Annotated in this window: 22 protein-coding genes and 1 pseudogene; 10 read left to right on the top strand and 13 right to left on the bottom strand. The window is 65.5% G+C overall.

The window, feature by feature from the left end; genetic code table 11:
- Positions 1–95 precede the first annotated feature (95 nt).
- A complete protein-coding gene (locus tag AC1DYD_RS26025; RefSeq protein WP_478175647.1) occupies positions 96–266 on the bottom strand; it encodes a hypothetical protein in 171 nt (56 codons plus the stop codon).
- 79 nt (positions 267–345) lie between these two features.
- Between AC1DYD_RS26025 and AC1DYD_RS26020 the strand changes: the two are divergent.
- Positions 346–666, top strand: a pseudogene (locus AC1DYD_RS26020) (transposase); the annotation flags it as partial.
- A gap of 1,785 nt (positions 667–2,451) precedes the next feature.
- Here AC1DYD_RS26020 and AC1DYD_RS26015 read toward each other — a convergent pair.
- The 6 genes from AC1DYD_RS26015 to AC1DYD_RS25990 form a co-directional block, all read right to left on the bottom strand.
- Positions 2,452–3,240, bottom strand: a complete 789-nt coding sequence (locus AC1DYD_RS26015) for a hypothetical protein (RefSeq protein ID WP_478175646.1) — start codon at positions 3,238–3,240, stop codon at positions 2,452–2,454.
- Between the two features lie 302 nt (positions 3,241–3,542).
- On the bottom strand, positions 3,543–4,043 hold the full coding sequence (locus AC1DYD_RS26010) for a hypothetical protein (protein ID WP_478175645.1): 501 nt from the start codon (positions 4,041–4,043) through the stop codon (positions 3,543–3,545).
- 414 nt (positions 4,044–4,457) lie between these two features.
- The gene (locus AC1DYD_RS26005; RefSeq protein WP_478175644.1) at positions 4,458–4,787 is read right to left on the bottom strand and encodes a hypothetical protein; all 330 of its coding nucleotides are present in this window, start codon (positions 4,785–4,787) and stop codon (positions 4,458–4,460) included.
- Between the two features lie 802 nt (positions 4,788–5,589).
- Positions 5,590–5,871 (bottom strand): DUF695 domain-containing protein, encoded by a 282-nt coding sequence (locus tag AC1DYD_RS26000; protein WP_478175652.1) that lies wholly within the window; start codon positions 5,869–5,871, stop codon positions 5,590–5,592.
- A 287-nt stretch (positions 5,872–6,158) separates the two neighbouring features.
- Positions 6,159–6,914 carry a hypothetical protein gene (locus AC1DYD_RS25995; protein ID WP_478175643.1) on the bottom strand — a complete coding sequence of 252 codons (756 nt, stop codon included), beginning with the start codon at positions 6,912–6,914 and terminating at the stop codon, positions 6,159–6,161.
- 383 nt (positions 6,915–7,297) lie between these two features.
- On the bottom strand, positions 7,298–7,879 hold the full coding sequence (locus tag AC1DYD_RS25990) for a BPSL1445 family SYLF domain-containing lipoprotein (RefSeq protein WP_478175642.1): 582 nt from the start codon (positions 7,877–7,879) through the stop codon (positions 7,298–7,300).
- Between the two features lie 421 nt (positions 7,880–8,300).
- Here AC1DYD_RS25990 and AC1DYD_RS25985 point away from each other — a divergent pair, with 421 nt between their 5' ends.
- The 4 genes from AC1DYD_RS25985 (at position 8,301) to AC1DYD_RS25970 (ending at position 10,434) form a co-directional block, all read left to right on the top strand.
- Complete coding sequence (locus AC1DYD_RS25985; RefSeq protein ID WP_478175641.1) at positions 8,301–8,429, top strand: hypothetical protein; 129 nt, start codon at positions 8,301–8,303, stop codon at positions 8,427–8,429.
- Positions 8,426–8,998 carry a chemotaxis protein CheB gene (locus AC1DYD_RS25980; protein WP_478175640.1) on the top strand — a complete coding sequence of 191 codons (573 nt, stop codon included), beginning with the start codon at positions 8,426–8,428 and terminating at the stop codon, positions 8,996–8,998. The genes AC1DYD_RS25985 and AC1DYD_RS25980 overlap by 4 nt, the downstream gene beginning before the upstream one ends.
- A gap of 23 nt (positions 8,999–9,021) precedes the next feature.
- Positions 9,022–9,960: a DUF3616 domain-containing protein gene (locus AC1DYD_RS25975; protein ID WP_478175639.1), complete on the top strand. Its 939-nt coding sequence runs from the start codon at positions 9,022–9,024 to the stop codon at positions 9,958–9,960.
- Positions 9,961–10,050: 90 nt separating this feature from the next.
- Positions 10,051–10,434 carry an adenylate/guanylate cyclase domain-containing protein gene (locus tag AC1DYD_RS25970; RefSeq protein WP_478175638.1) on the top strand — a complete coding sequence of 128 codons (384 nt, stop codon included), beginning with the start codon at positions 10,051–10,053 and terminating at the stop codon, positions 10,432–10,434.
- Positions 10,435–10,453: 19 nt separating this feature from the next.
- Here the strand turns inward: AC1DYD_RS25970 and AC1DYD_RS25965 are convergent, their stop codons facing one another.
- Positions 10,454–11,866, bottom strand: coding sequence for an aminotransferase-like domain-containing protein (locus AC1DYD_RS25965; RefSeq protein WP_478175637.1), 1,413 nt, complete (start codon positions 11,864–11,866; stop codon positions 10,454–10,456).
- 253 nt (positions 11,867–12,119) lie between these two features.
- On the opposite strand from AC1DYD_RS25965, the gene AC1DYD_RS25960 reads away from it, so the two are divergent.
- The 5 genes from AC1DYD_RS25960 to AC1DYD_RS25940 are packed head-to-tail and all read left to right on the top strand — an operon-like array spanning position 12,120 to position 16,298.
- A complete protein-coding gene (locus AC1DYD_RS25960) occupies positions 12,120–13,751 on the top strand; it encodes a cbb3-type cytochrome c oxidase subunit I (RefSeq protein WP_478175636.1) in 1,632 nt (543 codons plus the stop codon).
- A 4-nt stretch (positions 13,752–13,755) separates the two neighbouring features.
- Positions 13,756–14,469, top strand: a complete 714-nt coding sequence (locus AC1DYD_RS25955; protein WP_478175635.1) for a cbb3-type cytochrome c oxidase subunit II — start codon at positions 13,756–13,758, stop codon at positions 14,467–14,469.
- Positions 14,444–15,058, top strand: coding sequence for a c-type cytochrome (locus AC1DYD_RS25950; RefSeq protein ID WP_478175634.1), 615 nt, complete (start codon positions 14,444–14,446; stop codon positions 15,056–15,058). The genes AC1DYD_RS25955 and AC1DYD_RS25950 overlap by 26 nt, the downstream gene beginning before the upstream one ends.
- A complete protein-coding gene (locus AC1DYD_RS25945) occupies positions 15,058–15,687 on the top strand; it encodes an SCO family protein (RefSeq protein WP_478175651.1) in 630 nt (209 codons plus the stop codon). Before AC1DYD_RS25950 ends, AC1DYD_RS25945 begins: the two co-directional genes overlap by 1 nt.
- Positions 15,688–15,689: 2 nt before the next feature.
- On the top strand, positions 15,690–16,298 hold the full coding sequence (locus AC1DYD_RS25940) for a hypothetical protein (RefSeq protein ID WP_478175633.1): 609 nt from the start codon (positions 15,690–15,692) through the stop codon (positions 16,296–16,298).
- Here AC1DYD_RS25940 and AC1DYD_RS25935 read toward each other — a convergent pair.
- From AC1DYD_RS25935 to AC1DYD_RS25915, 5 genes are all read right to left on the bottom strand, one after another.
- Complete coding sequence (locus AC1DYD_RS25935) at positions 16,291–17,367, bottom strand: tartrate dehydrogenase (protein ID WP_478175632.1); 1,077 nt, start codon at positions 17,365–17,367, stop codon at positions 16,291–16,293. The two genes, AC1DYD_RS25940 and AC1DYD_RS25935, sit on opposite strands and share 8 nt — an antisense overlap.
- Before the next feature lie 27 nt (positions 17,368–17,394).
- On the bottom strand, positions 17,395–18,195 hold the full coding sequence (gene hpaI / locus AC1DYD_RS25930; RefSeq protein WP_478175631.1) for a 4-hydroxy-2-oxoheptanedioate aldolase: 801 nt from the start codon (positions 18,193–18,195) through the stop codon (positions 17,395–17,397).
- Positions 18,196–18,210: 15 nt separating this feature from the next.
- Positions 18,211–19,680 carry an NAD-dependent succinate-semialdehyde dehydrogenase gene (locus AC1DYD_RS25925; RefSeq protein WP_478175630.1) on the bottom strand — a complete coding sequence of 490 codons (1,470 nt, stop codon included), beginning with the start codon at positions 19,678–19,680 and terminating at the stop codon, positions 18,211–18,213.
- Between the two features lie 89 nt (positions 19,681–19,769).
- Positions 19,770–21,329: a UxaA family hydrolase gene (locus AC1DYD_RS25920; RefSeq protein WP_478175629.1), complete on the bottom strand. Its 1,560-nt coding sequence runs from the start codon at positions 21,327–21,329 to the stop codon at positions 19,770–19,772.
- Between the two features lie 26 nt (positions 21,330–21,355).
- Positions 21,356–22,339 carry a Bug family tripartite tricarboxylate transporter substrate binding protein gene (locus tag AC1DYD_RS25915; protein ID WP_478175628.1) on the bottom strand — a complete coding sequence of 328 codons (984 nt, stop codon included), beginning with the start codon at positions 22,337–22,339 and terminating at the stop codon, positions 21,356–21,358.
- Positions 22,340–22,448: the final 109 nt, after the last annotated feature.

Raw genomic sequence — 22,448 nt, 5'->3', positions numbered from 1 at the left:
CAGCGATGCAGCCACCAGCCGTCGCGGCCGGCTTCGTAGCAGGAGTGCACCTTGGCCTGCGGCTCGAGCTTGCAGCGCTCCCGGGCCTGTTCGATTCAGTGCGCAACTGCGGCCGTGTCGCCCGGGTCCACGTTGTACCGGCTCGGCCCGCGGTGTCCATCGCTCGCCGTCACCTTCCAGGACTTGTCGCAAAGTTCGAAGATCATGAACATCTCGCTCAGGATCGCCGTATCCTTGACTTGTGGGGCTGTCTGGGTTGTTGACATTTCCATCTCCTTTGCCAAGAAGTTAAGGAAATCCCGTTTTAGCTAAACGGGTCTCGCTCGGGTAGTCCCACATAGCATCTACCGGGCCAAGGGTCGCACACGCTCGAAGACGATGACGCTCGATGCTGATGAATTCATGCGGCGTTTCCTGCTGCACGTGCTGCCCACCGGCTTCCATCGCATCCGCCACTATGGGTTGCTGGCCAACGGAGCGCGTACCGCCAGCCTGGCACTCGCTCGCAAGCTTCTGCACCAGGAGGTCGAGACAGTCTCGGGCGCCCAAGCCGAGTCCAACGCCGTCTCGGCGACCTTCTCCTGCCCACACTGCGGCCATCCAATGATTGTTCTGGCAATCTTCACGCGCGACCAGACCATCCCTCAGCAGGCCCGACCACCATGACGGCAATACCGAGTCCGTCTGCGCCTCACGCTCTCTTGCTTCATCTGCCAGTGCCGATGAGGGGGCGCCTTGCCTTCGCCCTGAAAATCACCCCGGCACAGCCGACTCCGCACGACCCTCCCCGGGGCGCCGCGTGCGAAACGCGGCCTCTTGCCGTCGCTCTCAGCCCGTTGATCAGCTCGCTCGTCACCAGCAGCGCGCGCACCAAAGTTCGAATCGCCATAGGCTCGTGCTGCACCGAACTCTTGCGTTGAATTCCGCGGTTTCCTCCCTGGGGGCCTATCCGACACCTGCCCTCAAGCCCTTGTCGTGCCGGTGTCCGTGCGCCCCAAGGGCAGGTGTCGGACAACCCTTCACCAAAGCGGTCCGCCCGAGCATCTCGAAAGCAGACGCTCGCAGGACGGTGGGGACGGGTCTACCTGCTTGGCGCAGTGGGCGCATCCGCTACCGTAAAGTGTGATGCGCTGAATTCGAGACCCACCTCAATGTTTGTGCGCATTTCCGCATGTGGGAACCGTCCAGACCTCCGCACGCACCCTCTGAGCAGGAGGTCATCGACGCCGATATAGACGTCGATTCGATGAAGACCTCGGTGCGTGGCCGTCACCCGATGACACCTTACGCCATCGATACATGCAAACTTGCGAAGGCGCGGTCGCGCAAGCATCGAGAAGAGGTCTTGGCCCTCCTCGCCGAACAGAAGGGACCAGATGGTGAAGGCCGACCCTCTGGAAACGCCGGTTGCGCCTGCTACAGCCATCTGCAGGGATTCTTGTTGCTCTAGTTCGGGGGGTGAACTGTAGTGCTGGCTCCAGTAGTAAGGTTTCCCGGCGTCCATGCCGATTTGCGAACGCGACACCAAATGACGCTTTGGCCCGTAAGGATGGGGGCTGCTGAAGCGAAACCTGAAGTCGTCAGGCCGCCGGAAAGCTGTCTCGAACGACATCGGAGAAGACTTCGGCCTGTCCAACGCTTGGACCATACCCGTATCGGCGTAGGAACCAATCGCGCGGTATCGCGCAACCACGTCCTTTAGAAGTTCTCGGGCACTGGAGTGACGCGTCATTGGTAAGAGGAGTTGTATCGGGCGAACGCATGGTCGTGGCCGATTGTGCCTATTGGGGCGCTTGCCAACCTCTTCCCACGCCGTTGATTGCCACTTCGGCGAAGACTGTGAACTCACGATTGGCGATTCGGATGTTGCTGCGGCCGACCTCGCTTCGGAGATAGGGGATGACTTCGGCAATGAGCAACTGGTCCCCCACTTCCGCTGAACCTCTATCAGCACCTCTTCGACGCCTCGCTCCACGAACTGTTCCAGCAGCACGGCCTGCGCCCGGCCTTCCATGAGAAGGCCATGTTCGTCAACGAGTTTGGTCCACTCCGCCTTCGCGGCGTCTGTCGTCGCAAAGTGAGCACGCATGAGTTCGTGGACGCGACGTGGATTCATCTCGGTAGCTGGGAAATTGGGGGGCGCAGGTGTATGTCCGGTGTTGGCCGAATTCTGCCTTACGGCAAGCTTCTGGCTTCGAGCCCTCCTCCTCGCCGCGGGCCGTCAAACCCCATCCCCCWGACCCCCAACCCCGAGCCTATGGATTTGTGAATTTCTCCTTCGGAGACCGGCTGCTTCCTATCGTTTACCGAAATTTCTTGAACGTTCGGTGCGCTAGGGGGTTTTCCTAGTCTGGGGGGAACGGGCGGGACTTCGGCCGGGTCAGTACCTGCAGCGCCAGCCAAGCACACGCTGGTCAATGCCGGAGAGGCGGAGTTCGGAACAACATGCCCCTAACGCCCCACGACGCCGGCAATTTCGCCAGCCGTGTGTTGTGCCCAGTGCCGGTGCAGGTCGCCCCATCCCTTGTCCGAATTCCCAAGGGCCCGTGCCTGCCGCGGATGCGTTAGCGGTAGCAACTGCAGATGGCGTCCTCGAATGCTGAAGGGGTGCAGTTTGCCGTACTGGCCCGGGTGCGCCCCATACATTCTGAGCTTGGAGTGCCCGAGAGACAGTGCAGCGACGAACTCCCGCAGGGGCGCGTCGCCCAGGGTGATGAGGGTCTCGGCGCCAGAAGTGAGAAGCTCCTCCAGGACGGCCTCGACCCGCAGGTGGTCAGCGTACCCGCTGGAAACCAGAGGGACAGTAGCCGCAGGCAGGCCCAGCGCCTTTGCAACTGGGGCGTAGTCACTGTGGACCCGGGCGGCCTGCCCTTTGTTCATCCGACTTTCTGGAAGCAAGTCGCACAGCCAAGCGTCGTCGCGCACAAGGCCCAAAGGAGCAAGATAGTCTTCATCGAGAGACTTACCCGACGGCCCGTTGAAACGCTGGTCCGCTTCGACCAGTCTGCCGGCTTCTGGCGGAATGTGGATTGCGTCAATGATGGCCCCCGCGCCCTCGCCTCGCCAGAAGATGTAGGGCTCTGATGCCACAGCAAGTGCCGTGGCACGCTGCTTCCCGTCGCGGCCTAGCCAGCGTGCATGCACGGCACTTGAGTAGACGCCCAACACGAATACACGAGCACTTTTATGAGGCACCTGCTCGACCCTCTGCAGAGGCTGCCCAAAAGGAAATTGATACATACAGACCGATTCTGACTTGTGCTGTCCCGCAATGCGCGTGTCCGTTGCATTGGCCCAACGCAGAGGCCTTTTGTGTGCACGCGCTTCGGTGGGATGCAGGTCCAACCTGGCACGAAGGTGTTGCGAGAACGCTGCGAACGTCCGCTTTGCGGCGAGTTGGAGGCCGGCGGCGAATGACGGGTTATGGCCGACTGTAGCCTGTCGCCTACTCGGCGCTTCGGTCCCGAAGCGGAAGTTGGGCTTGCCCGAAAGCTGTCATCCAAGTTCGCTGCGTTCGACCGATTTCTTTGCCAATTGGCATCCTAGTAGGGCTGCCAAGCTTCCGAGCCGTTGAAGGTGTACGACTCCTCGGACTGCCTGCCTTCGCCCAACAACTTCGGCCATTGAAACGTGAAATCGTAGATGTACTCGGGAAGCACTGCGTACTGGGCTTCGCTCATGTCCGCGACGACCGTGTGTCGCTCGAACATGCGTGACATCCAACTGAACGCTACATAGCGCGAACATGATGAGAAGGCGAACATGCATCCCCACGCAAATCCTGGAAAAACGCGGCCGTCGACTACTACCCGATGGTATGAATCGCCATGGGGCGGTTCACCTGCATATCGAATCTCAACGTGGTGCTTTCCATCTGGCGAGATGAGCTGAAGATCCCCCATTCCAGCCCACCGGGCGCGACCGTCGGCATCAAAACGAACCTCTTCCAACATCGTCTGCTGCGCTGAATCGTGACGACAGAATAGATTGGCAAGACGCTTGTACATCGCCTTCAATGGTTCCAGGATTCGGTCGGTTTTCATGATTCGCGTCGAATTCTGCCCCGCGTTCGACCGCCTGCTGTTGGGCGATGGCTGAAGGGCACAAACACTAGGAAGGCTCGGCAGGTGTTGTTTCCGATGCCCCAAACCCAGTCGAGGAGGAATCCACCCCAGTTCCAACGGTCAATCTCAGCGGGTACTTCGGCCGTTGCACCTTGGCCAGACGTGTTCTCCATCATCCCTCCTGTGTCTTTTTCACCTTGCCTGCCTGCTACAGGCGCGCGTTCGCATGTGGTCGATTGTTCATGGAGGCCAGTTTGTGTGCACGCGCTGCAGGGTGCGTAGTGTTGTACGCACGCCGCGAATGTCGGCAATCGGGTGAATTGAGCGCCGCTGGCGACCGTCAGGTCTTGGCCGACTCCGGCGGATGGCCGACAGATGCCTCCCATCAGCCGGCTATTGCTTGGCGCCTTTTGGGCGACAAGCCTCAAGCCGGAACCCCACGTCCTGAGCAGCACCACCGTCACGCTTGGCGGTCGGACTGACGTCGACAATTTCGACCGAACAAGAGCGGGCATTCGCGGGCGACACGGTGTTTCGGTGCGAGACGCGAAGTTCATACGCTGCATCTGCGCGCGGCTCGAAGGAGGCGAATAGGCCGCAGTGTGGCCAGCCGTCCATCATCGCCATGGTATCGAGGGAAAAACGCTCGCCCGCAGGAATGAAGATGCCCTGTGGGTTGACGTCAGAGATAAGCGGATTGCCACGGCTGAGAACAAACAGCATTTGCCGATTGGGTGTCGGCTCGCCACATTCGAGCGCGCCCTCGTAGCGAGCGACTGCCAAGACCCCAGACAGAATGCTCTACTCTTTCAAGTCAACCTTGAGGAACGCCCGCGGCTGGGAAGTCTCAGGGGGCTTGAATAGAGGGGCGCGAGCACACCCTGCGATTGAGACACAGAGACCAGCAAACACTGCGAGAGCACCTGCACGAGCTCCGAACACGAGTTGCATGCAAAAACCTTAGGAAGAATTCAGTCGCGACAAGACGGGCGCACGACGACATTGATACTCGAGGATACATGTCTGGAGGGTGCGGTCCAATGCCTAGCGCGCTCGCCCTTGGACGCTGCCGAGGAAATCTGAAGGGTTGTGACGTAGTTCCGCTTTTGGCCGGTAGCCGCCTCGCGGCTATTTTGACATTTCGGCCCGTGTTTTCACGGACTCGACAACTGGCTTCGAATCCTCGATGACGCTACCGGGCTTCGATGTTGGCGGCGGCGTCAGCTGTTCAATGACTCGAATGCGGCGAACAACAAGCTCATCAATCTCCAGCCGGCGGATTCGAGCCCGGCCCACAATGAGCCGACCGATAGACAGGGCCCCGATGGCCAGGGCACCGAGGGCCGCGGCGCCAATCAGGACGGAGCCCAACGCGGCCGTACCGATGGCGTGCGCGCCCGTTGCGGCCGCCGGCGAGGCACGTGCGGACCTTGATAGCGTCAAGTGCATTGAAACTCCTAGTGGAACCGTTAGCCTTTAGCGGCGGCAATGATGTGTCCGCTCCTGGCGTTTGGCGGCGGCCATCCTAGACTGTACCGAGGTCGCCGACAAGTTTCTGAAAATCAGACCGATCATCGTCTCTATAGAACGCTATCTCAATCGGAGACCTGGGGTGTTTTTCAAGTCGGTCGTTCAGTTCGGTCATAGATTCAGCTTGATTGGCTATGTAGAACACAAACTCTCTCAGCCCGCCACCAATGCGGCGATATGCCTCGAAACAAAAGCCGGGCCTTTCAATTTCCCCGAGTACATCCTCAAGCGCCATCATCCCTTCATTTGAGGCGGTATCTGGCATTCCACTATTTATAGACCCGTCATACGGTCAACTAAGAACCGTAAGCCAGGGTGAATGGAGTCTTTGCTCTTCCGGAGGCATTTCTGGAACGAACGTCCAGAGAATTCGAAGGCCATCTTGTGAATCTCGTCGGCGCGACCTACGCGTTGGGCGCGGACATCATGAAATGGATGCTCAGACCGGTGGACGGGGCGCATCTGGGCGACCTGTGAGTCCGTCTGGGAGTCATGACTACCGGAAATTCAATCATGTGGGACGAAGCGCAGGCCACCGTCCGGTGGCCTGCTCAGGCCGGCCCCTCAGGCAAGCGGCGTGGCGCCGATCCACAAGCCCAGGTACGCCACTGCCTTCTCCTTCTCGATCGCCGCGCCGCTTCGCTCGATCGACGCCGGCGATTTCTTCGCGAAGTCTGCGATCGACTGGGACAGGTTCCAGACCTCCGTGCGATCAATCAGCAGCAAGCGGTCGTGCAGGGACCTGTCGCGTGCGAGGCGGACTTCGAGCGGACGCGCGGATTTGTACTGCGCCTGCCAGCGACTGGCCGCCGGCGCGAGGCTGGCCTTGGTCCCGGCGCGATCACCCAGGATGAGGATGTGCACGCCTTCCTGTGCAGCGATGGCGATGTCCGTCAGCGCGGTGGCGTTCACATAGGGATCGACGATCAGGACTTCGCGCCGGGCCGCACGCACGACTTTCGCCAGTTCGGCGAACACGTCGAAGGGCGAGCGCGCGGCGATGAATGCGCCACGTGGCGCTTCGCCCGCAGAGGCCGCAGCGGGCGGCAAGCCACGATCGAGCACGGCAGCGAGGCGCCGCCCTGGCGGGACACGGAAGAGGCCGCGCCGAGAGGCCAACGGCCTGTGGCCGTTCGAGCCGGCCGTGTCGTGCGCGGCACGATGCGCCGGCTCATTGCCGATGTTCACGATGAGCTGCACCGGTCCGCCGTGGACGGTGATGGCGATGCAGGGGGAGTCACTATCATTCGAGGTAGCCATGATGTGCGGTTCCTTAGCTGGTTGCACGTTGTGGTTAGAGCCTCGTTGGTGTTCCCGCACCTTCGGGGCTCGCCTTTTTGCTCAGAGCGAAGCGCTGAGCGACCTTTGCGCGTGGCCGAACACAGGAAGCGGTCGGCACATGCAGCAACCGGCCATTTCACCGCGGTGCGGCGCTTGCGAGAACCCCGGCGGTTCGGAAACTGGCGGGGGAAATGTCTGGGGTTGAGGTGTTGCCTGCGGGCCCGTGCCGGGCCCGGAATCGTACGAAGGGCGGGCCCGGCGCGGCTTTCGCTACAGCGACGAAATCAGTCTTCCGAGGCTCGACAGGGCCTGCTCGCTGCGCGCATCCCGGGGGTGGCCGTCCGACCGCCTCGGCAAAGGTGGCCTGTCGGACCGCCAGCACGACTGGTGGAGTCCCCGGGACCCCACGAGTCGCGCTCAGTTCAAAGTTGAATCCGATCGATCTTCGCGCCTTGCAGCGATATACCGGCTTCCAGGCCGACGTTGGTAAGCACGAAGCCCACCACAGGCTGCTGAGCAGTGTTGGTGTCGATGTTTCCGTTGGCGCCGATGGTTGCGAGCGCCACCGTGGCGTCCGCGCCGACAGTCCAACCCTGGCTGCTGCGGAACTTATCCAGTGCTTGCTGCGTGGTGAACAGGTAGATGACCGCCTTCGACTGCGCGCCCGCCTGGAAACCGAGCGATCCCGTGGTGGTGCTGTAATAGGACTCTGTGCGCCCGTTCACGCGGAGCGCGCCGCGACCGTATTGAGCGCCGACAACGAAGCTCGCGCCGACCACGGCCGGGAACACCAAGACGCCCCTGGATTTGGCCACCAACTCGCGGGAGCCCGCAACATTGGTGTAGAGCTTCGAAAGCGTTGCATCGACCTGAGCATCAATCGACGCACGCGAAGACGTGCTGCTCGCGCTCTCGCCCTTCATGGTCGTCGTGCAACCGACGAAAGCGAGGCCCGCCACCGCAACGGCGGCGGCACGCATGGCTGTTCTGAAGTAGGGGTACATGGCGGCTCCTTCGTGGCTATGCTTCTGGCGCTGGCCTGACGATGCGAGCCATGCGCCTTCGTCAATGATAGGCAGGCCAAAGTGCCTGCAAGCCCACTGTGGAAGCGCACCTACACGGATTCGAGGCATCGGCGAAGTCGTTTGTGAGATTGCCCGCGACCCGACCGGGCGCGTCTCTTCTCATGAAGGACGACGCCGCCGCCTACACGCGTACAGCCCAATGCCTGATGGCACGAGTGCTTCATCCGCTACATACCTTCAAAGCCAGTCATCCCCGCCCTGTCCGCTGGGACGGGCCAGTCGTTGGCCAGCAGCCTCGCCCTGGCTCCGCGACAGCGGCCCGCGCCCTTGTCTGACAGATCGTTGCAGCGGTCAGGCGTAGCGTTCCAGGCTTTCGACCTCATCAGGAAGGAGGATCGCCATGAAATCCGAGCAGGCAGAGATGGGTAAGAGCGAGATCGCCGGCGACGGCAAGCCTGCCTACGGCATCGACGCCGCGTCACCTCGCGTGGACCGATTGGATGACGTCCTGCGGCGAGGTCGACCGTGAACCCGCGGCGCGACCTGGTCGTGATCGGTGCGGTCGAAGGGGCACTGCCCACCTTGTCGACACTCCTGAATGCGCTGCCGACCATTTTCCACGCGGCCATCCTCGTGGCGCTGCGCACCCATTCGCAGAGTGTCCAGACGCTGGTCCGCATCATGGATGGCTATTCGTCCATGCCGGTGAGCTATGCGTGCGAAGGTCGCTTCGCCCGGGTCGGCCATGTCTATCTGCCGCCGGCGGGCATGGGCCTCGTCATCCGGCCGGAGGGCGTGATGGGGCTGGACGATCGGGACACGACGTCGACGGGCATGCGCCCCATCGACCGCCTGTTCAGCTCTGCTGCCGCGACCTGCGGCCCGCGCGTGATCGGGGTACTGCTCGCAGGCAGTGACGGCGAGGGCACGCTGGGCATGAGCGCGATCCAGGAGGCCGACGGCGTGGCGGTCGTGCAGGACGCCGACGAGGCTGCGGCGCCCGCGTGCCCGCTACATGCGATGAACCACCAACGTCCGCACAGCGTCGTGCCTCTGACCGGGATTGCACCGCTTCTCGCGACGCTGGTCGAAGGGTGAAGCAGCGGACCGGAGGCAGGCCCATGGCCATCCACAATGCCCGAGTGCCGCAGACTCTTCCTGCCTTCCGGCCCTTGGCCGGCATCTATGAGCCGTCCGCGATCCAGCAGTTGCCGGATGGGCGCTTTCTTGTGGTTGAGGATGAAAAGGACCACCCCTTCAGTTTGGTCACGATGGGCGCCGACGGAAGCGTTGGCAGTGCACCCCTGACTGTCGGGCTGTTTCAAATCTTCAGCGACTTCTGGAAGCTCGACGATCTTGAAGGACTCGCGCTGGACCGATCTGGATTCGTGTACGCCATCACCTCGCATTCTCGTGACGACGATGGCAACGAGAAGAAGTCGCGCGAACGGCTGGTTCGCTTCCGAGTCGACGGCCATCGCGTGGTCGAGCCCAAGGTCGTGCACGGACTGAAGCGCGCCTTGACGATGGCATATCCGTTGCTGGCCTCGGCTGCCGAGATCCGGGACGTCAAGGACGCCGGAGGGCTCAATATCGAGGCGTTGGAGATGTGCCCGGACCAGCAGCGGCTGCTGATCGGCTTTCGAAGCCCGCTGCACGAAGGTCGCGCGATCATCGCCAGCGTTGAAAACCCGGCTGCACTCTTCGATGATGACGAGCCGCCTCGGCTGGCCGCCGACCTCAGCGAACTGGATCTGGGCGGCCATGGCATCCGCGGTCTTTCCTACATGCCTTCGCTCGGTGCGTACCTGGTGGTCAGCGGGCCGATGTCGCGCGAAGGCGGCGAGTTCTCACTCTGGCTCTGGAACGGCCAGCCGCACGGCTCTGCGCGTCGCGTCACCATTCCCGGTCTGCCAGGCCTCGCGCGCGCAGAGGGAGTGTGTCCAGCCGTCGTCGACGCAGGACCAGGAATCATCGTCGTCAGCGACGACGGCAGCCGCCGTGAAGGACGCCCTGCCAGCTTTCTGCTGTTGGGCATCGATCACCTTCGATTCGACTGAGAGAACGGTCGGCTCGGCGTTACGGCAGAATCCGCACCGCAGTCTGGCCCGATCGCGAGCGCGAGCACCCAGCGGAACGGTCCGTTGGCCATGCGTTCGGAATCCAGCCCCTGGCAGGCGCGGGACGCCGTACTCGCCGCACTGGACATGCGCTCGGAACTGGCGCGCTACAACGACACCTTGCGTCAGAAGGGCCTGCCTGAACTTCGCTTCGGCATCGGCATTCACGGTGGGGAAGTGGTGGCAGGCGTGATCGGGACCGCGGGCCTTTCGAAGTTCAGCGTGACCGGCGATCCGATCAACGTGGCCTCCCGGGTCGAATCGCTGACCGGCAAGTACGAAGTCGATCTGCTGATCACGGAGGAAATCCGTCGCGCGGTCGACGATCAGTTTCGCCTGCGCCCCATGCCGCCGGCCCTGGTCAAGGGCAAGGCGGAGCCGATCCAGACCTATTTCGTGCAGGCCGAGAAGTAGGGCGCGCTGTCGGCTAAGACTACAGCGACGAAACCAGTCTCCCCAGGCTCGCCAGGGCCTGTTCGCTGCGCGCATCCCAGGTGTGGCCGTAGTTCAGCCGCAGGCAGTTCGTGAACGCGCGGCTGGCGGAGAAGATCGGTCCCGGTGCCACGCTGATGCCGAGGGACAGCGCATGGCGATGGATCTTCAGCGCATCGATGCCCTCGGGGAGCTCGACCCACAGGAAGTAGCCGCCCGCGGGCCGGGTCGCCCGCGTGCCGCTCGGGAAATGGTGTCCGACGGCTTCGGCGAAGGTGGCCTGCTGGGCCGCCAGCGTCTGGCGCAGCTTGCGCAGGTGCTTGTCGAAGCCGCCGCGTTCCAGGTAGAGCGCCATCGCGCGTTGCGCCGGCGCGGAGGCGCTCAGCGTGGTCGTCAGCTTCTGGCGCGCGACGGACTTCACGAAGCGCCCGGGCGCCGCCCAGCCGATGCGGTAGCCGGGCGCCAGGCATTTCGAGAACGAGGAGCAGTGCATGACCAGGCCCTGCGTGTCGAAGGCTTTCGCGGGCGCCGGACGCTTGTCGCCGAAATAGAGTTCGGCATACACATCGTCCTCGATGAGCGGCAGCTGGTGGCGCGCGAGAAGCTCCACCAGCGCCTTCTTCTTGGCCTCCGGCATCGAGCTCCCGAGCGGGTTCTGGAAGGTCGTCATGAGCCAGCACGCCTTCGGCTTGTGGCGCGAGATCGCATGCTCCAGTGCCGCGAGGTCGATGCCTTCGCGGGGGTGGGTCGGCACCTCGATGGCTTGCAGCCCCATGCGCTCGAGCGCCTGCAGCGCCGCATAGAAGGTGGGCGATTCGACGACCACCGAATCGCCGGGACGGGTCACGGCGGAAAGACAGAGGTTCAGGGCTTCGAGCGCGCCGTTGGTGATGACGATCTCGTCCGTGTGCACGGGCATGCCGTCGGCCAGGTAGCGCAGCGCGATCTGGCGGCGCAGGGCCTCGTTGCCCGGACTCAGGTCGTCCACCGTGCTCCAGGGGTCCAGCGACTGGGCGCTCGAGGCCATGGCCTGGCCGAGCCGCCCGAGGGGGAACAGCAACGGGCTCGGAAACGCCGAGCCGAAGGGAACCACATCGCGCGTCATGCTGGATTCGAGGATCTCGAACACCTGCTCGCTGACGTCGACCGCGATCGATTCGTCCTTGGGCTGCGAGGTCAGGTCCAGCTCGGGCGGAACCTGCCGGACGCCGGCCGCGACGTAGTACCCCGATCGCTCCCTGGCCCGGATCAGGCCGCGGGCTTCCAGCAGGTAGTAGGCCTGGAACACCGTGGACGCGCTGACGCCGCGGCTCTGGGTGGTGTGGCGCACGGACGCGAGGCGGTCGCCGGGGTGCAGCACGCCGGTGCGGATCGACGCCTCGATGTCGGCGGCCAGCGCTTCATAGAGCTTCATCAATGCCTCTCGAATGCAGCTCGCGACAGGCTAGCCACGGCGTGCGCTGATATGGAATTTCGTAAATTGTAGTGAAGCATATGAATGTGAGCTTGTCGGCCAGATTTCGATGAAGCGGGGAAGAGCAGATCGCTATCTGATCTGCTTTTTGATGGCGTAACTGGTGATTCTCGATCTGATCCATGCGGCCTAGGATCATGGCCACGTTCTTCCCCGGCCCAGCGCCTGACCCTCGGGAAGACAGAAAGAGCACATGAACCCCACCGCCTTGCTGCTGGCCACCTTCCTGCTGTCGATCACCGGCCTGTTCGCATTCATCTGGTCGCTGCGCAAGGGCCTGTTCGATGCCGAATCGACCGGCGCGCGAACCATCTTCTCGGCCGGCGAGATCGGCCATCCCGAGGAGCCCTCGGCCAGCGCGGCGCAGCAGCGCCGGCTGGCGGCCGTGACCGCGGGCCAGGCCTCGCCGGCCCGGGGCATGGCGCCCAGCGAGGCGGCGGTGCGCGAGGCGGCCGACCGCTCCAGCGCGTTCCCGGCCTTCGTGCTCATCGGCTCGGCCGTGGTCTGGCTGCTGGTGGCTTCGGCCGCCGGCCTGCTGAGCTCGCTCAAGCTGCACTGGCCGGACCTGCTGACCGAGCAGGCCTGGCTCACGCTCGGCCGCCTGCGCACGCTGCACCTCAATGCAGTCGCCTACGGATGGGCGCCGCTGGGCCTGCTCGGCCTGGCGATCTGGATGCTGCCGCGCCTGCTCAAGACCCCGCTGATGGGCGGGCGCTTGGTCATCGTCGGCGCCGTGCTCTGGAACGCGGGCCTGATCGCCGGGCTGGGCGCGATCGCCATCGGCCTGAGCGCCGGCATGGAGTGGCTGGAGATCCCGTGGCAGATCGGCGGCCTGTTCGCGGTCGGCGGCATGCTGATCGGCCTGCCGATGGCGCTGATGCTGCAGCGGCGCCAGGCCCACCACCTGTACGTGTCGGTCTGGTACATGGGCGCGGCGCTGTTCTGGTTCCCGACGCTCTACATCGTGGCCAAGATCCCCGGCGTGCATTTCGGGGTCGAGCAGGCGACGATGAACTGGTGGTTCGGCCACAACGTGCTGGGCCTGTTCTACACGCCGCTGTCGATCGCCTGCGTCTACTACTTCCTGCCCAAGGTCATCGGCCGGCCGGTGCGCTCGTACAACCTGTCGCTGCTCGGCTTCTGGACCCTGGCCTTCTTCTACGGCCAGGTCGGCGCCCATCACCTGATCGGCGGACCGATCCCCGAGTGGCTGATCACGCTGTCGATCGTGCAGAGCGTGATGATGATCATCCCGGTGGTGGCCTTCTCGCTCAACCAGCACCTGACGCTGCAGGGCCACTTCGGCGCGCTCAAGCATTCGCACGTGCTGCGCTTCATCTTCTTCGGCGCCGTGATGTACACGCTGGCCTCGCTGCAGGGCTCGCTGGAAGCGCTGCGCTCGCTCAACGCGGTCACGCACTTCACGCACTTCACGGTGGCGCATGCGCACCTGGGCATGTATGGCTTCGTGTCGATGGTGATCTTCGGCGGCGTGTATTTCGCGCTGCCGCGCATCCTCGACACCCGCTGGCCGAAGCCCGCGCTGATCAGCCTGCACTTCTGGCTGGTGGCCGCCGGCTTCGCGGTCTACATGGTCACGCTGAGCATCGGCGGCATCCTGCAGGGCCTGATCCTGCTCGATCCGGCGCGCCCCTTCATGGACTCGGTCGCGGTCACGCTGCCCTGGCTCCAGGGCCGCTCGATCGGCGGTGCGCTGATGACGCTCGGCCATCTGGTGTTCGCGTGGCACGTCGCGCTGATCACCGCGCGCTCGGGCGTGCTCACGCAGACCGACCGCATCGCACTCCACACCTCGGCGGTCTGACACCATGGAAAACGAACTCAAGCTGGTCAGCGGCGCGATGGTGACGCTCTCGCTCGCCACCGCCGCGATGATCGTCGTGCCCTTCCTGCAGCTCAAGGACGAGCCGGCGCCGCCGGCCCTCAAGCCCTACACCAGCCAGGCGCTGCGCGGCCGCGCGGTCTACATGGCCAACGGCTGCATCGCCTGCCACACGCAGCAGCCCAGCACCACCGGCGCCGGCATCGCCGACGCGCGCCGCGGCTGGGGCCGCGCCTCGGTGGCCGGCGACTACCACTACGACGAGCCGCCGTTGCTGGGGACGATGCGCACCGGGCCGGACCTCTTCAACATCGGCGTCCGCCAGCCCAGCGCGGACTGGCACCTGGGCCACCTGTTCCAGCCGCGGGCCTACGTGCCGGGCAGCATCATGCCGTCGTATCCCTTCCTGTTCGAAGTGAAGGACGAGGGCAGCGCCGCGAAGAGCGAGCGCATCGTGGCGCTGCCGCCCGGCACCGTGCCGCTCGGCAAGACCGTGGTCGCCACCCCGGCGGCGCTGGATCTCGTGGCCTACCTGCAGAGCCTGCAGCGCGCGTACCCCGTGCTCACGCCGGCCCAGGCGGAGGCCGTCACGCGCATGCTGCCGGCGCGCCGCGGGCTCGAAGCGCCGGCGGCGGCCGACGCGCCACCCGAAGTCCCCGCAGGAAAGAACAACGATGAAGCAACCCCAGCAAAGCCGTAGCAGCGAGCACGCCGATCCGCACGAGCAGTACAACCCGGTGCCACGCGTGGTGCTGGGCCTGGCGCTGGGGCTCGTGGTGTGGGCCGTCGGCTACATCCTGCTGGCCAGGCCCGATGGCCTCGCGGGACTGGGCGACCAGCGCGCGCCGGCCACCCTGGTGCAAGGGACGGCGCCGGCCGAGGGCGGCACGGTGGATGGACGCCAGCTGTTCGTCGCCAAGTGCCAGGCCTGCCACCAGGCCGCCGGCCAGGGGTTGCCGGGTGTCTTTCCGCCGCTGGCGAATTCGTCGTGGGTCAAGGGACCGGCCGAGATTCCGATCCAGATCGTGCTGCACGGGCTGAATGGTCCGATCGAAGTCGCCGGCACGACCTACAACGGCGCGATGCCCGCCTTCGGGGAACAGTTGAACGACGCCGAGCTGGGCGCGGTGCTGAGCTTCATTCGCGCCGAATGGGGCAATGCCAGTGCCGCGGTGGACGCGGCGGCCGTGCAGGCCGCGCGCAAGGCCAGCGCCGAGCGCACGCAGCCCTGGCCCGGCATTGCCGAACTGGAGAAGTTCGCGGCCTCCGCCGGCGGGACCCCGCCGTGATGCGCGGCTGGCGCACGCTGGCGTCGACGGCCATCGTGGCCGTCGCGGCGCTGTCCGCGTTCGCGGCCGTGACCCATGGCTTCGCCGCCGTGACCTCGGACGGCGTCAGGCGCGCCGAGCTCGCGAGTGCGCCGCGCACGCTGCCCGCGATCGGATTGGTCGACGCCGGCGGCAGGCGGCTGGCGTTGAGCGACTACGGTCGGCCGGCGCGGCAAGCCACCTTCGTCACGCTGGCCTATGTGCGCTGCCAGTCCGTGTGCCTCACCAGCGCTGCGGGGCAGTCCTGGCTGCAGGGGGAGATCCGGGCGCGCGGGCTCGCCGATCGCGTGAGGCTGCTCACGCTCAGCTTCGATCCGGCCAACGACACGCCTCAGGTGCTCGCCGAGCATGGGCAGCGGCTGGACGCCGACCCCGCGGTCTGGCGCTTTGCCGGCGTCGCCGATCCGGCGCAACTGCGGACCATGCTGGACCTGTTCGGCGTCGTCGTTCTGCCGGACGGGCAGGGCGGCTATTCGCACAACGCGGCGCTGTTCCTGATCGGCGAGGACGGCCGCCTGAGCCGTGCCTACGACATCGAACGTCCGGACATCGCGCTGGCCGACTACCTGCGCAGCGTCGGGGGTGCGTGAGCATGGCGAGGCGGTGGAGGAACCAACTCCCAGACCTCGCTCCGGGCTTGCTGCTGGCCGGCCTGGCGGCCGCGCACCCCTGGCTCGAACACACGATGGCGCGCCACATGGGTCTCGAACTGCCCGCCTTGTTCCTGCTCGGCGGGTTCGCGGCCGTCCGGGCCGGAGACGGCTTGGGCCGCGCCATCGGCCGCTGGAACGCCCACGGGCTGCCGGGCCTGCTGTTCGCGCTGTGCGTGACCGGGTTCTGGATGGTCCCTGCGGCACTGGACCTGGCCGTGCTGCACGCGGGCGTGGCCGTCGCCAAGGTCGCGAGCCTGGTCGCCGCGGGGCTGCTGCTGCGCGCGTCCTGGGCCCGAGCCGGCACCGTGCTGCAGGCGTTCGTCGTCCTCAACGGGTTCTGGATGACCCTGGCCGCGGGCCTGATGTACCAGGACGCGCCGCAGCAGTTGTGCAGCGTGTATCTGGTCGACCAGCAGGGGCAGGCCGGCCGTGCCTTGGTGGCCTGGGCGTCGGCGGGGCTGGCCGTCTGGCTCTGGCGCATCGCCCGCGCTTCGTGGCGTTCGGACGACGTCGGGTCCGAGACCTTGCGGCCCGGCAACCCTAGATGAGTTCGGCGATGGCCTTTCCCATTTCCAGCGTGCTGGCCTTGCCGCCGAGGTCGCCGGTGCGAGGCCCGTCCTTGAGCACCTGCTCGATGGCAGCGAGGATCGCGTCGTGCGCCTCGCGCTCACCGAGGAAATCCAGCATCAGCGCGCCCGACCAGATCATCGCGATCGGGTTGGCGATCCCCTTTCCGTAGATGTCGGGCGCCGAACCGTGTACAGGCTCGAACAGCGACGGGAACTTGCGCTCCGGGTTCAGGTTGGCCGACGGCGCCAGACCGATCGTGCCGGTGCAAGCCGGTCCGAGGTCGGACAGGATGTCCCCGAACAGGTTGCTCGCCACCACCACATCGAAGCGCTGAGGCTGCAGCACGAAACGCGCAGTGAGGATGTCGATGTGCTGCTTGTCCACCTTCACATCGGGGTAGCCCTGGCCCACTGCGTCGGCGCGACCGTCCCACCAGGGCATGCTGATGGCGATCCCGTTGCTCTTCGTCGCCACTGTCAGGTGCTTGCGAGGGCGTGACTGCGCGAGGTCATAGGCGTACTTGAGCACGCGGTCGGTGCCGAATCGGCTCATCACCGTTTCCTGCACCACGATCTCCCGCTCGGTCCCCTCGTACATGATTCCGCCGAGGTTGGTGTACTCACCCTCGGTGTTTTCGCGCACGATGTAGAAGTCGATGTCGCCTGCCTTGCGCCCTGCCAAGGGACACGGCACGCCTTCGAACAGGCGCGCGGGGCGCAGATTGATGTACTGGTCGAACTCGCGGCGAAACTTCAGCAAGGAACCCCACAGCGACACATGATCCGGGACCGTGTCAGGCCAGCCGACCGCGCCGAAATAGATCGCATCCTGAGCTTCGAGCTGTGCCTTCCAGTCCGCGGGCATCATGCTGCCGTGCTGCAGGTAGTAGTCGCAGCTCGCCCATTCGATGTTCGTGAATCGCAGGTCGAAGCCGAAGCGGCTCGCGGCCTTCTCCAGCACCCGATGGCCCTCGGGCATGACCTCCTTGCCGATTCCGTCGCCAGCGATGCTGGCGATCTTCAGTGTCTTGTTGTGGCTCGTGCCCATGGTGCTTGCTCCAAGTTGAAATACGGTTCAATACGCCGCGCCGCCGGCCGCGCTCATCGCGCTCTCGGTGCCCAGGCCGAAGTCGCTGGCCAGGCGGCGCGCGCCCTGGACCATCAGCGTCACGTCGATGCCGACGGCGACGAAGGTGGCGCCGAGTTCCAGGTAGTGGCGGGCCAGCTTGGCGTCGCCGGTGAGGGAGCCGGCGGCCTTGCCGCTGGCGACGATGGTTCGAATGGCCTGGTCGATCGCGGCCTGCACCTCCGGGTGGCCGGGCGCGCCGCGATGGCCCATCGAGGCGGCCAGGTCGGCCGGGCCGATGAAGACGCCGTCGACGCCATCGACCGCACAGATGGCTGCCAGATGGGTCAGCGCCGTCTTTGTCTCCGCCTGCACCAGCAGGCAGACCTCGTCGTTGGCGGCGCCCAGGTAGTCGCGGCGGGCACCCCAGCGCGAGGCGCGCGCCACGGCGGCGCCGACGCCGCGTATGCCTTCGGGCGGATAGCGCGTGGCGGCCACCAGTGCCCGTGCCTGCTCCGGCGTGTCGACCATCGGGACGAGCAGGTTCTGCGCGCCGATGTCGAGCAGTTGCTTGATGAGCGCCGTGTCGCCGGTCACCGCGCGCACGACCGGCTGCGCGGGGTAGGCCGCCACTGCCTGCAGTTGGGCCAGCGTGCTGCGCACGTCGTTGGGCGCGTGCTCGCCGTCGATCAGCAGCCACTGGAATCCGGCCGTGGCACAGGCTTCGGCAGCGTAGGGCTGTGCCAGCGAGAGCCACAGGCCGACCTGCGCTCGCCCGGCGGCCAGCGCCTGCTTGAATGGATTGTTCATTGCGTCGTACCCCGTCTAGTCGAGTTGGCCCTGGCACACGTACTTGGTGTGCAGGTAGTCGTCGAGCCCATGCACCGAGCCTTCGCGGCCGTAGCCGGATTCCTTGACGCCGCCGAAAGGCGCGGCCTCGGCCGCCAACGCGCCCTCGTTGATGCCGACGATGCCCGACTCCAGCGCGTCCGCGACGCGCCAGATGCGACGCGCGTCGTTCGAGTAGAAGTAGGCGGCCAGCCCGAAAGGCGTGTCGTTGGCCGCCGCGACCACCTCGTCCTCGGTCTCGAAGCGGGTCAGCGCCGCCACCGGACCGAAGGTCTCTTCGCAGGCGCAGGCCATGGTCGAGTCGGCGCCCACCAGAACGGTGGGTGCGAAGTAGTGGACACCCAGGTGCGGCAGCCGTTCGCCGCCGGCCAGCACCTTCGCCCCGCGCGACACTGCATCCTGAACGTGGCGCTCGATCTTCTCGACCGCGCGCGCATTGATCATCGGGCCGACCTGCGATGCCGGATCACTGGCCGGCCCGACCTTGAGAGCGCCGACGCGCGCTGCCAGCTTGTCGGCGAAAGCGTCGTGCACCTTGCTCTGCACGAATACCCGGTTCGGGCAGACGCAGGTCTGGCCGCCGTTGCGGAACTTGGAGGCCATCAGGCCCTCCACGGCGACATCGAGATCCGCGTCCTCGAACACGATGAAGGGCGCGTTGCCGCCGAGTTCGAGCGAGAGCTTCTTGAGCGTGTCGGCGGAGCGCCGCGCCAGGTGCTTGCCCACCGGTGTCGAGCCGGTGAAGGTGATCTTGCGCACGCGCGCATCGTCGAGCCAGGCGTCGACCACTTCCGGCGTCTTCTTGCGCGAAGCGGTCACGATGTTGAGCACGCCGGCCGGCACGCCGGCTTCCTCGGCGAGCCTGACCAGCGCGAGCGAGGTCAGGGGCGTGTCCTCGGCGGGCTTGCAGACAACGGTGCAACCTGCGGCCAAGGCCGGCGCGATCTTGCGCGCGATCATCGCGGCCGGGAAGTTCCATGGCGTGATGGCCGCGACCACGCCCACCGGCTCCTTCAGCGCGAACATGCGCCGACCCGGAACGGGCGCGGGGATGATCTCGCCGTTCATGCGCACGGCTTCCTCGGCGAACCATTCGATGTAGCTTGCCGCATAGGCGACCTCGCCCTTGCCTTCGGCCAGCGGCTTGCCCTGCTCCAGCGAGATCAGCGTGCCCAGGTCGTCCTGGTTCGCCATGACGAGATCGTTCCAGCGCTTGATGATCTGAGCGCGCTGCTTGGCCGGGACCTTGCGCCACGAGGCGAAGGCCTGGTGCGCAGCGTCGGCCGCCGCGCGCGCTTGCGCGGCGCCGGAATCGGGCACCTGCGCGATCAGCGCGCCGGTCGCCGGGTCCGTGACGTCGAGCTTGGCGCCAGTGGCTTCAGACCACTGGCCTGCGATGAAGTTGGCACCGCGCAGCAGGTCGGTGCGTTGAAGGGTCAGCGACATGGTATGCCTCGTCGATCTTGAAACTGAAAAAGTCAGGTGCCGGAGGCCGCGAGCCATCGCGGCATCCGGGGGAGGGTCCGCCGGCGGCGCTAGCTGACGATGCCCATGTGCCAGGGCACGAACTCGTGGTTGCCCAGCCCCAGCAGTTCGCTCTTCGTCTTTTCTCCAGAGGCGGCGCGAAGGATCTGATCGAAGATGCGCTGACCCATCTGCTGCATGTCGACCTCGCCGTCGAGCACCGCGCCGCAGTTGATGTCCATGTCCTCTTCCAGTCGCGTGAACATCGGCGTGTTGCTCGCGAGCTTGATCGTCGGTGCCGGCTTGCTGCCGAACATCGAGCCGCGCCCGGTCGTGAAGCAGATCAGGTTGGCGCCGCTGGCGATCTGGCCGGTCGAGGCGACCGGGTCATAGCCGGGAGAATCCATGAACACGAAGCCGGCCTTGTCGATCGGCTCGGCGTACTCGTAGACCGCCTGCAGCGGCGTGGTGCCGCCTTTCATGGCCGAGCCGAGCGATTTCTCGAAGATGTTGGCCAAGCCGCCCGCCTGGTTTCCGGGGCCGACGACGCCATTGAACTGTCCGTTGTGTCCACGCGTGTACGCCTCCCACCAGGCCAGCCGATCGAGCAGTTTCTGGCCGACCTCCGGACTGACCGCGCGGCGGGTGAGCATGAACTCGACGCCGTGGATCTCGGGCGTCTCCGACAGGATCGCGGTGCCGCCATGGCGCACCAGGATGTCCATCGCCGCCCCGAGGGCCGGATTGGCGGTGATGCCGGAGAAGCCGTCGGAGCCGCCGCATTCGAGTCCGATCTTCAGGTGCGCGGCACTGACGGGCTGGCGCCGGATATCGTTGGCGGCCGGCAGCATGCCTTCGATGGCCGCGATGCCGGCAGCGATCGTCGCGCGGGTGCCGCCCGTGTCCTGCATCACGAAGGTCTTGACGTGGCTGCCGAGCGTCAAGCCCTGCGAGGCGACGAGGTCGGCCACCTGGTTGCGTTCGCAGCCCAGCCCGACGATGAGCACGCCGGCCAGATTGGGATGGCGGGCGTAGCCGGCGATCGTTCGACGCAGCACATCGAAGTGCTCGCTGGGAGACGACATGCCGCAGCCGCTGGTCTGCGCGAAGGCGACCACGCCATCGACGTTCGGAAAGGCCGCGAGCCGCTCGGGCGTGAAGTGCGCCGCAATGTGGTGAATGGCGGTGGCCGAGCAGTTCACCGACGAGATCAGGCCGATGAAGTTGCGCGTCGCGACGCGCCCGTCGGGGCGCACGATGCCCATGAAGGTGGCGCGCTCGGCTTCCGGCACGTAGTCGACGGGCCGCACGTCTTCACAGAAACCGGGGTCCCGGTCAAAGTCGATCAGCGCCAGATTGTGCGTGTGAACGTGTTCGCCCGCCTCGATGTCGCGCATCGCCGCGCCGATCACCGTGTCGTACTTCTTCACCGGCTCGCCGGCCGCGATGCGGCACGCTGCGATCTTGTGGCCGGCCGGCACCTGGGCGCGCATGCGCAGGCCCAACTCGGGCAACGCCTGCCCGAGGCCGATCGGCGAGCGCGCGATCAACACGTTGTCATTGGCGTGCAGCCGTATCAATGCCGATGCAGTGGCGACGTTCGGGTTCGCAGGTGCGAGAGTTGCATTCATGGCGGATCTCCGGAGTGGCCAGGCGTTCAGTTCTTGCTCATCAGTTCCTTGAGCTTGAGCCGTTCGATCAAGATCTTCTCCTTGGCATAGCTCGCGGCCACGTACTTCTCGTAGTCCGGCGCATCGAGATAGAGCAAGGGCGCGTCGATCCTGGCGCAGGCCTCGGTGAACTCGGGACTCGCCGCAGCGACCTTGAACGCGGCGCGCAGCCTCGCCAGCACGTCGGCCGGCAGGCCCTTCGGCGCGCCGATGCCGTTGGGCGCATCCACCACCACGTTGTATCCGGACTCCTTCAACGTCGGCACGTCCTTGAACTCGGTGGTGCGTTGCTCCCCCCAGGTGGCCAGGAGGCGCAGCTTGCCGGCCTTCACATGCGGCGCCCATGAACTCGAATCGGCAAGCACGTCGATGTGGCCGCCCATCAGCGCCTGCAGCGCCTCGGCCCCGCCTTTGAAGGGAATCGCGTTGAACTTGGCGCCTGCGGCGATGGCGAACTCTTCCATGCCGACATGCGTCGCGCCGCCCAAGCCTGCGGTGCCGTAGGTGATCTTGTCCGGATTCGCCTTGGCGTCCGCCACCAGATCCTTGAGCGTCTTCCATGGGGCCTCGGCACGCACGGCGATGCCGAAGGTCTGGCCCGAGACGCGGGCGATGTAGCTGAGGTCCTTCATCGGATCGATCTGGACCGTGCCCAGTTGCGAGAAGCGCGTCACCGAAATCGGGATCTGTCCGATGGTGTAGCCATCGGGCTTCGCGGAGGCGAGCGCCTTCAGCCCGATCATGCCGGACGCCCCGGCCTTGTTGTCCACCACCACCGGTTGGCCGAGCGCCTTGGCGGCAGCCGCGCAGAGCGCGCGCATCGTGACGTCCGCGGTGCCGCCCGCCGGCCAGGGGCAGATGAATGTCACCGGACGTTCCGGGTAGCCGGCCGCGAAAGCGCGGGTCGCGGAAAGCGGAAGCATGGCAGCAGCGAGGCTGCCGAGCATGAATTGGCGGCGATTGGATCGCATCGGTTTGTCTCCTGATCTTTTGGCGTGGAGACCCGATTGTTCGTCTTTGGATCATTACAATCCAATCAGAAATAGGACTCTCTTCATTCCAAAATGGTTATGGAGCTCA

It is taken from the genome of Variovorax sp. P4_B11, assembly GCF_056402355.1.
This window is presented reverse-complemented; position numbering and strand designations above follow the sequence as displayed.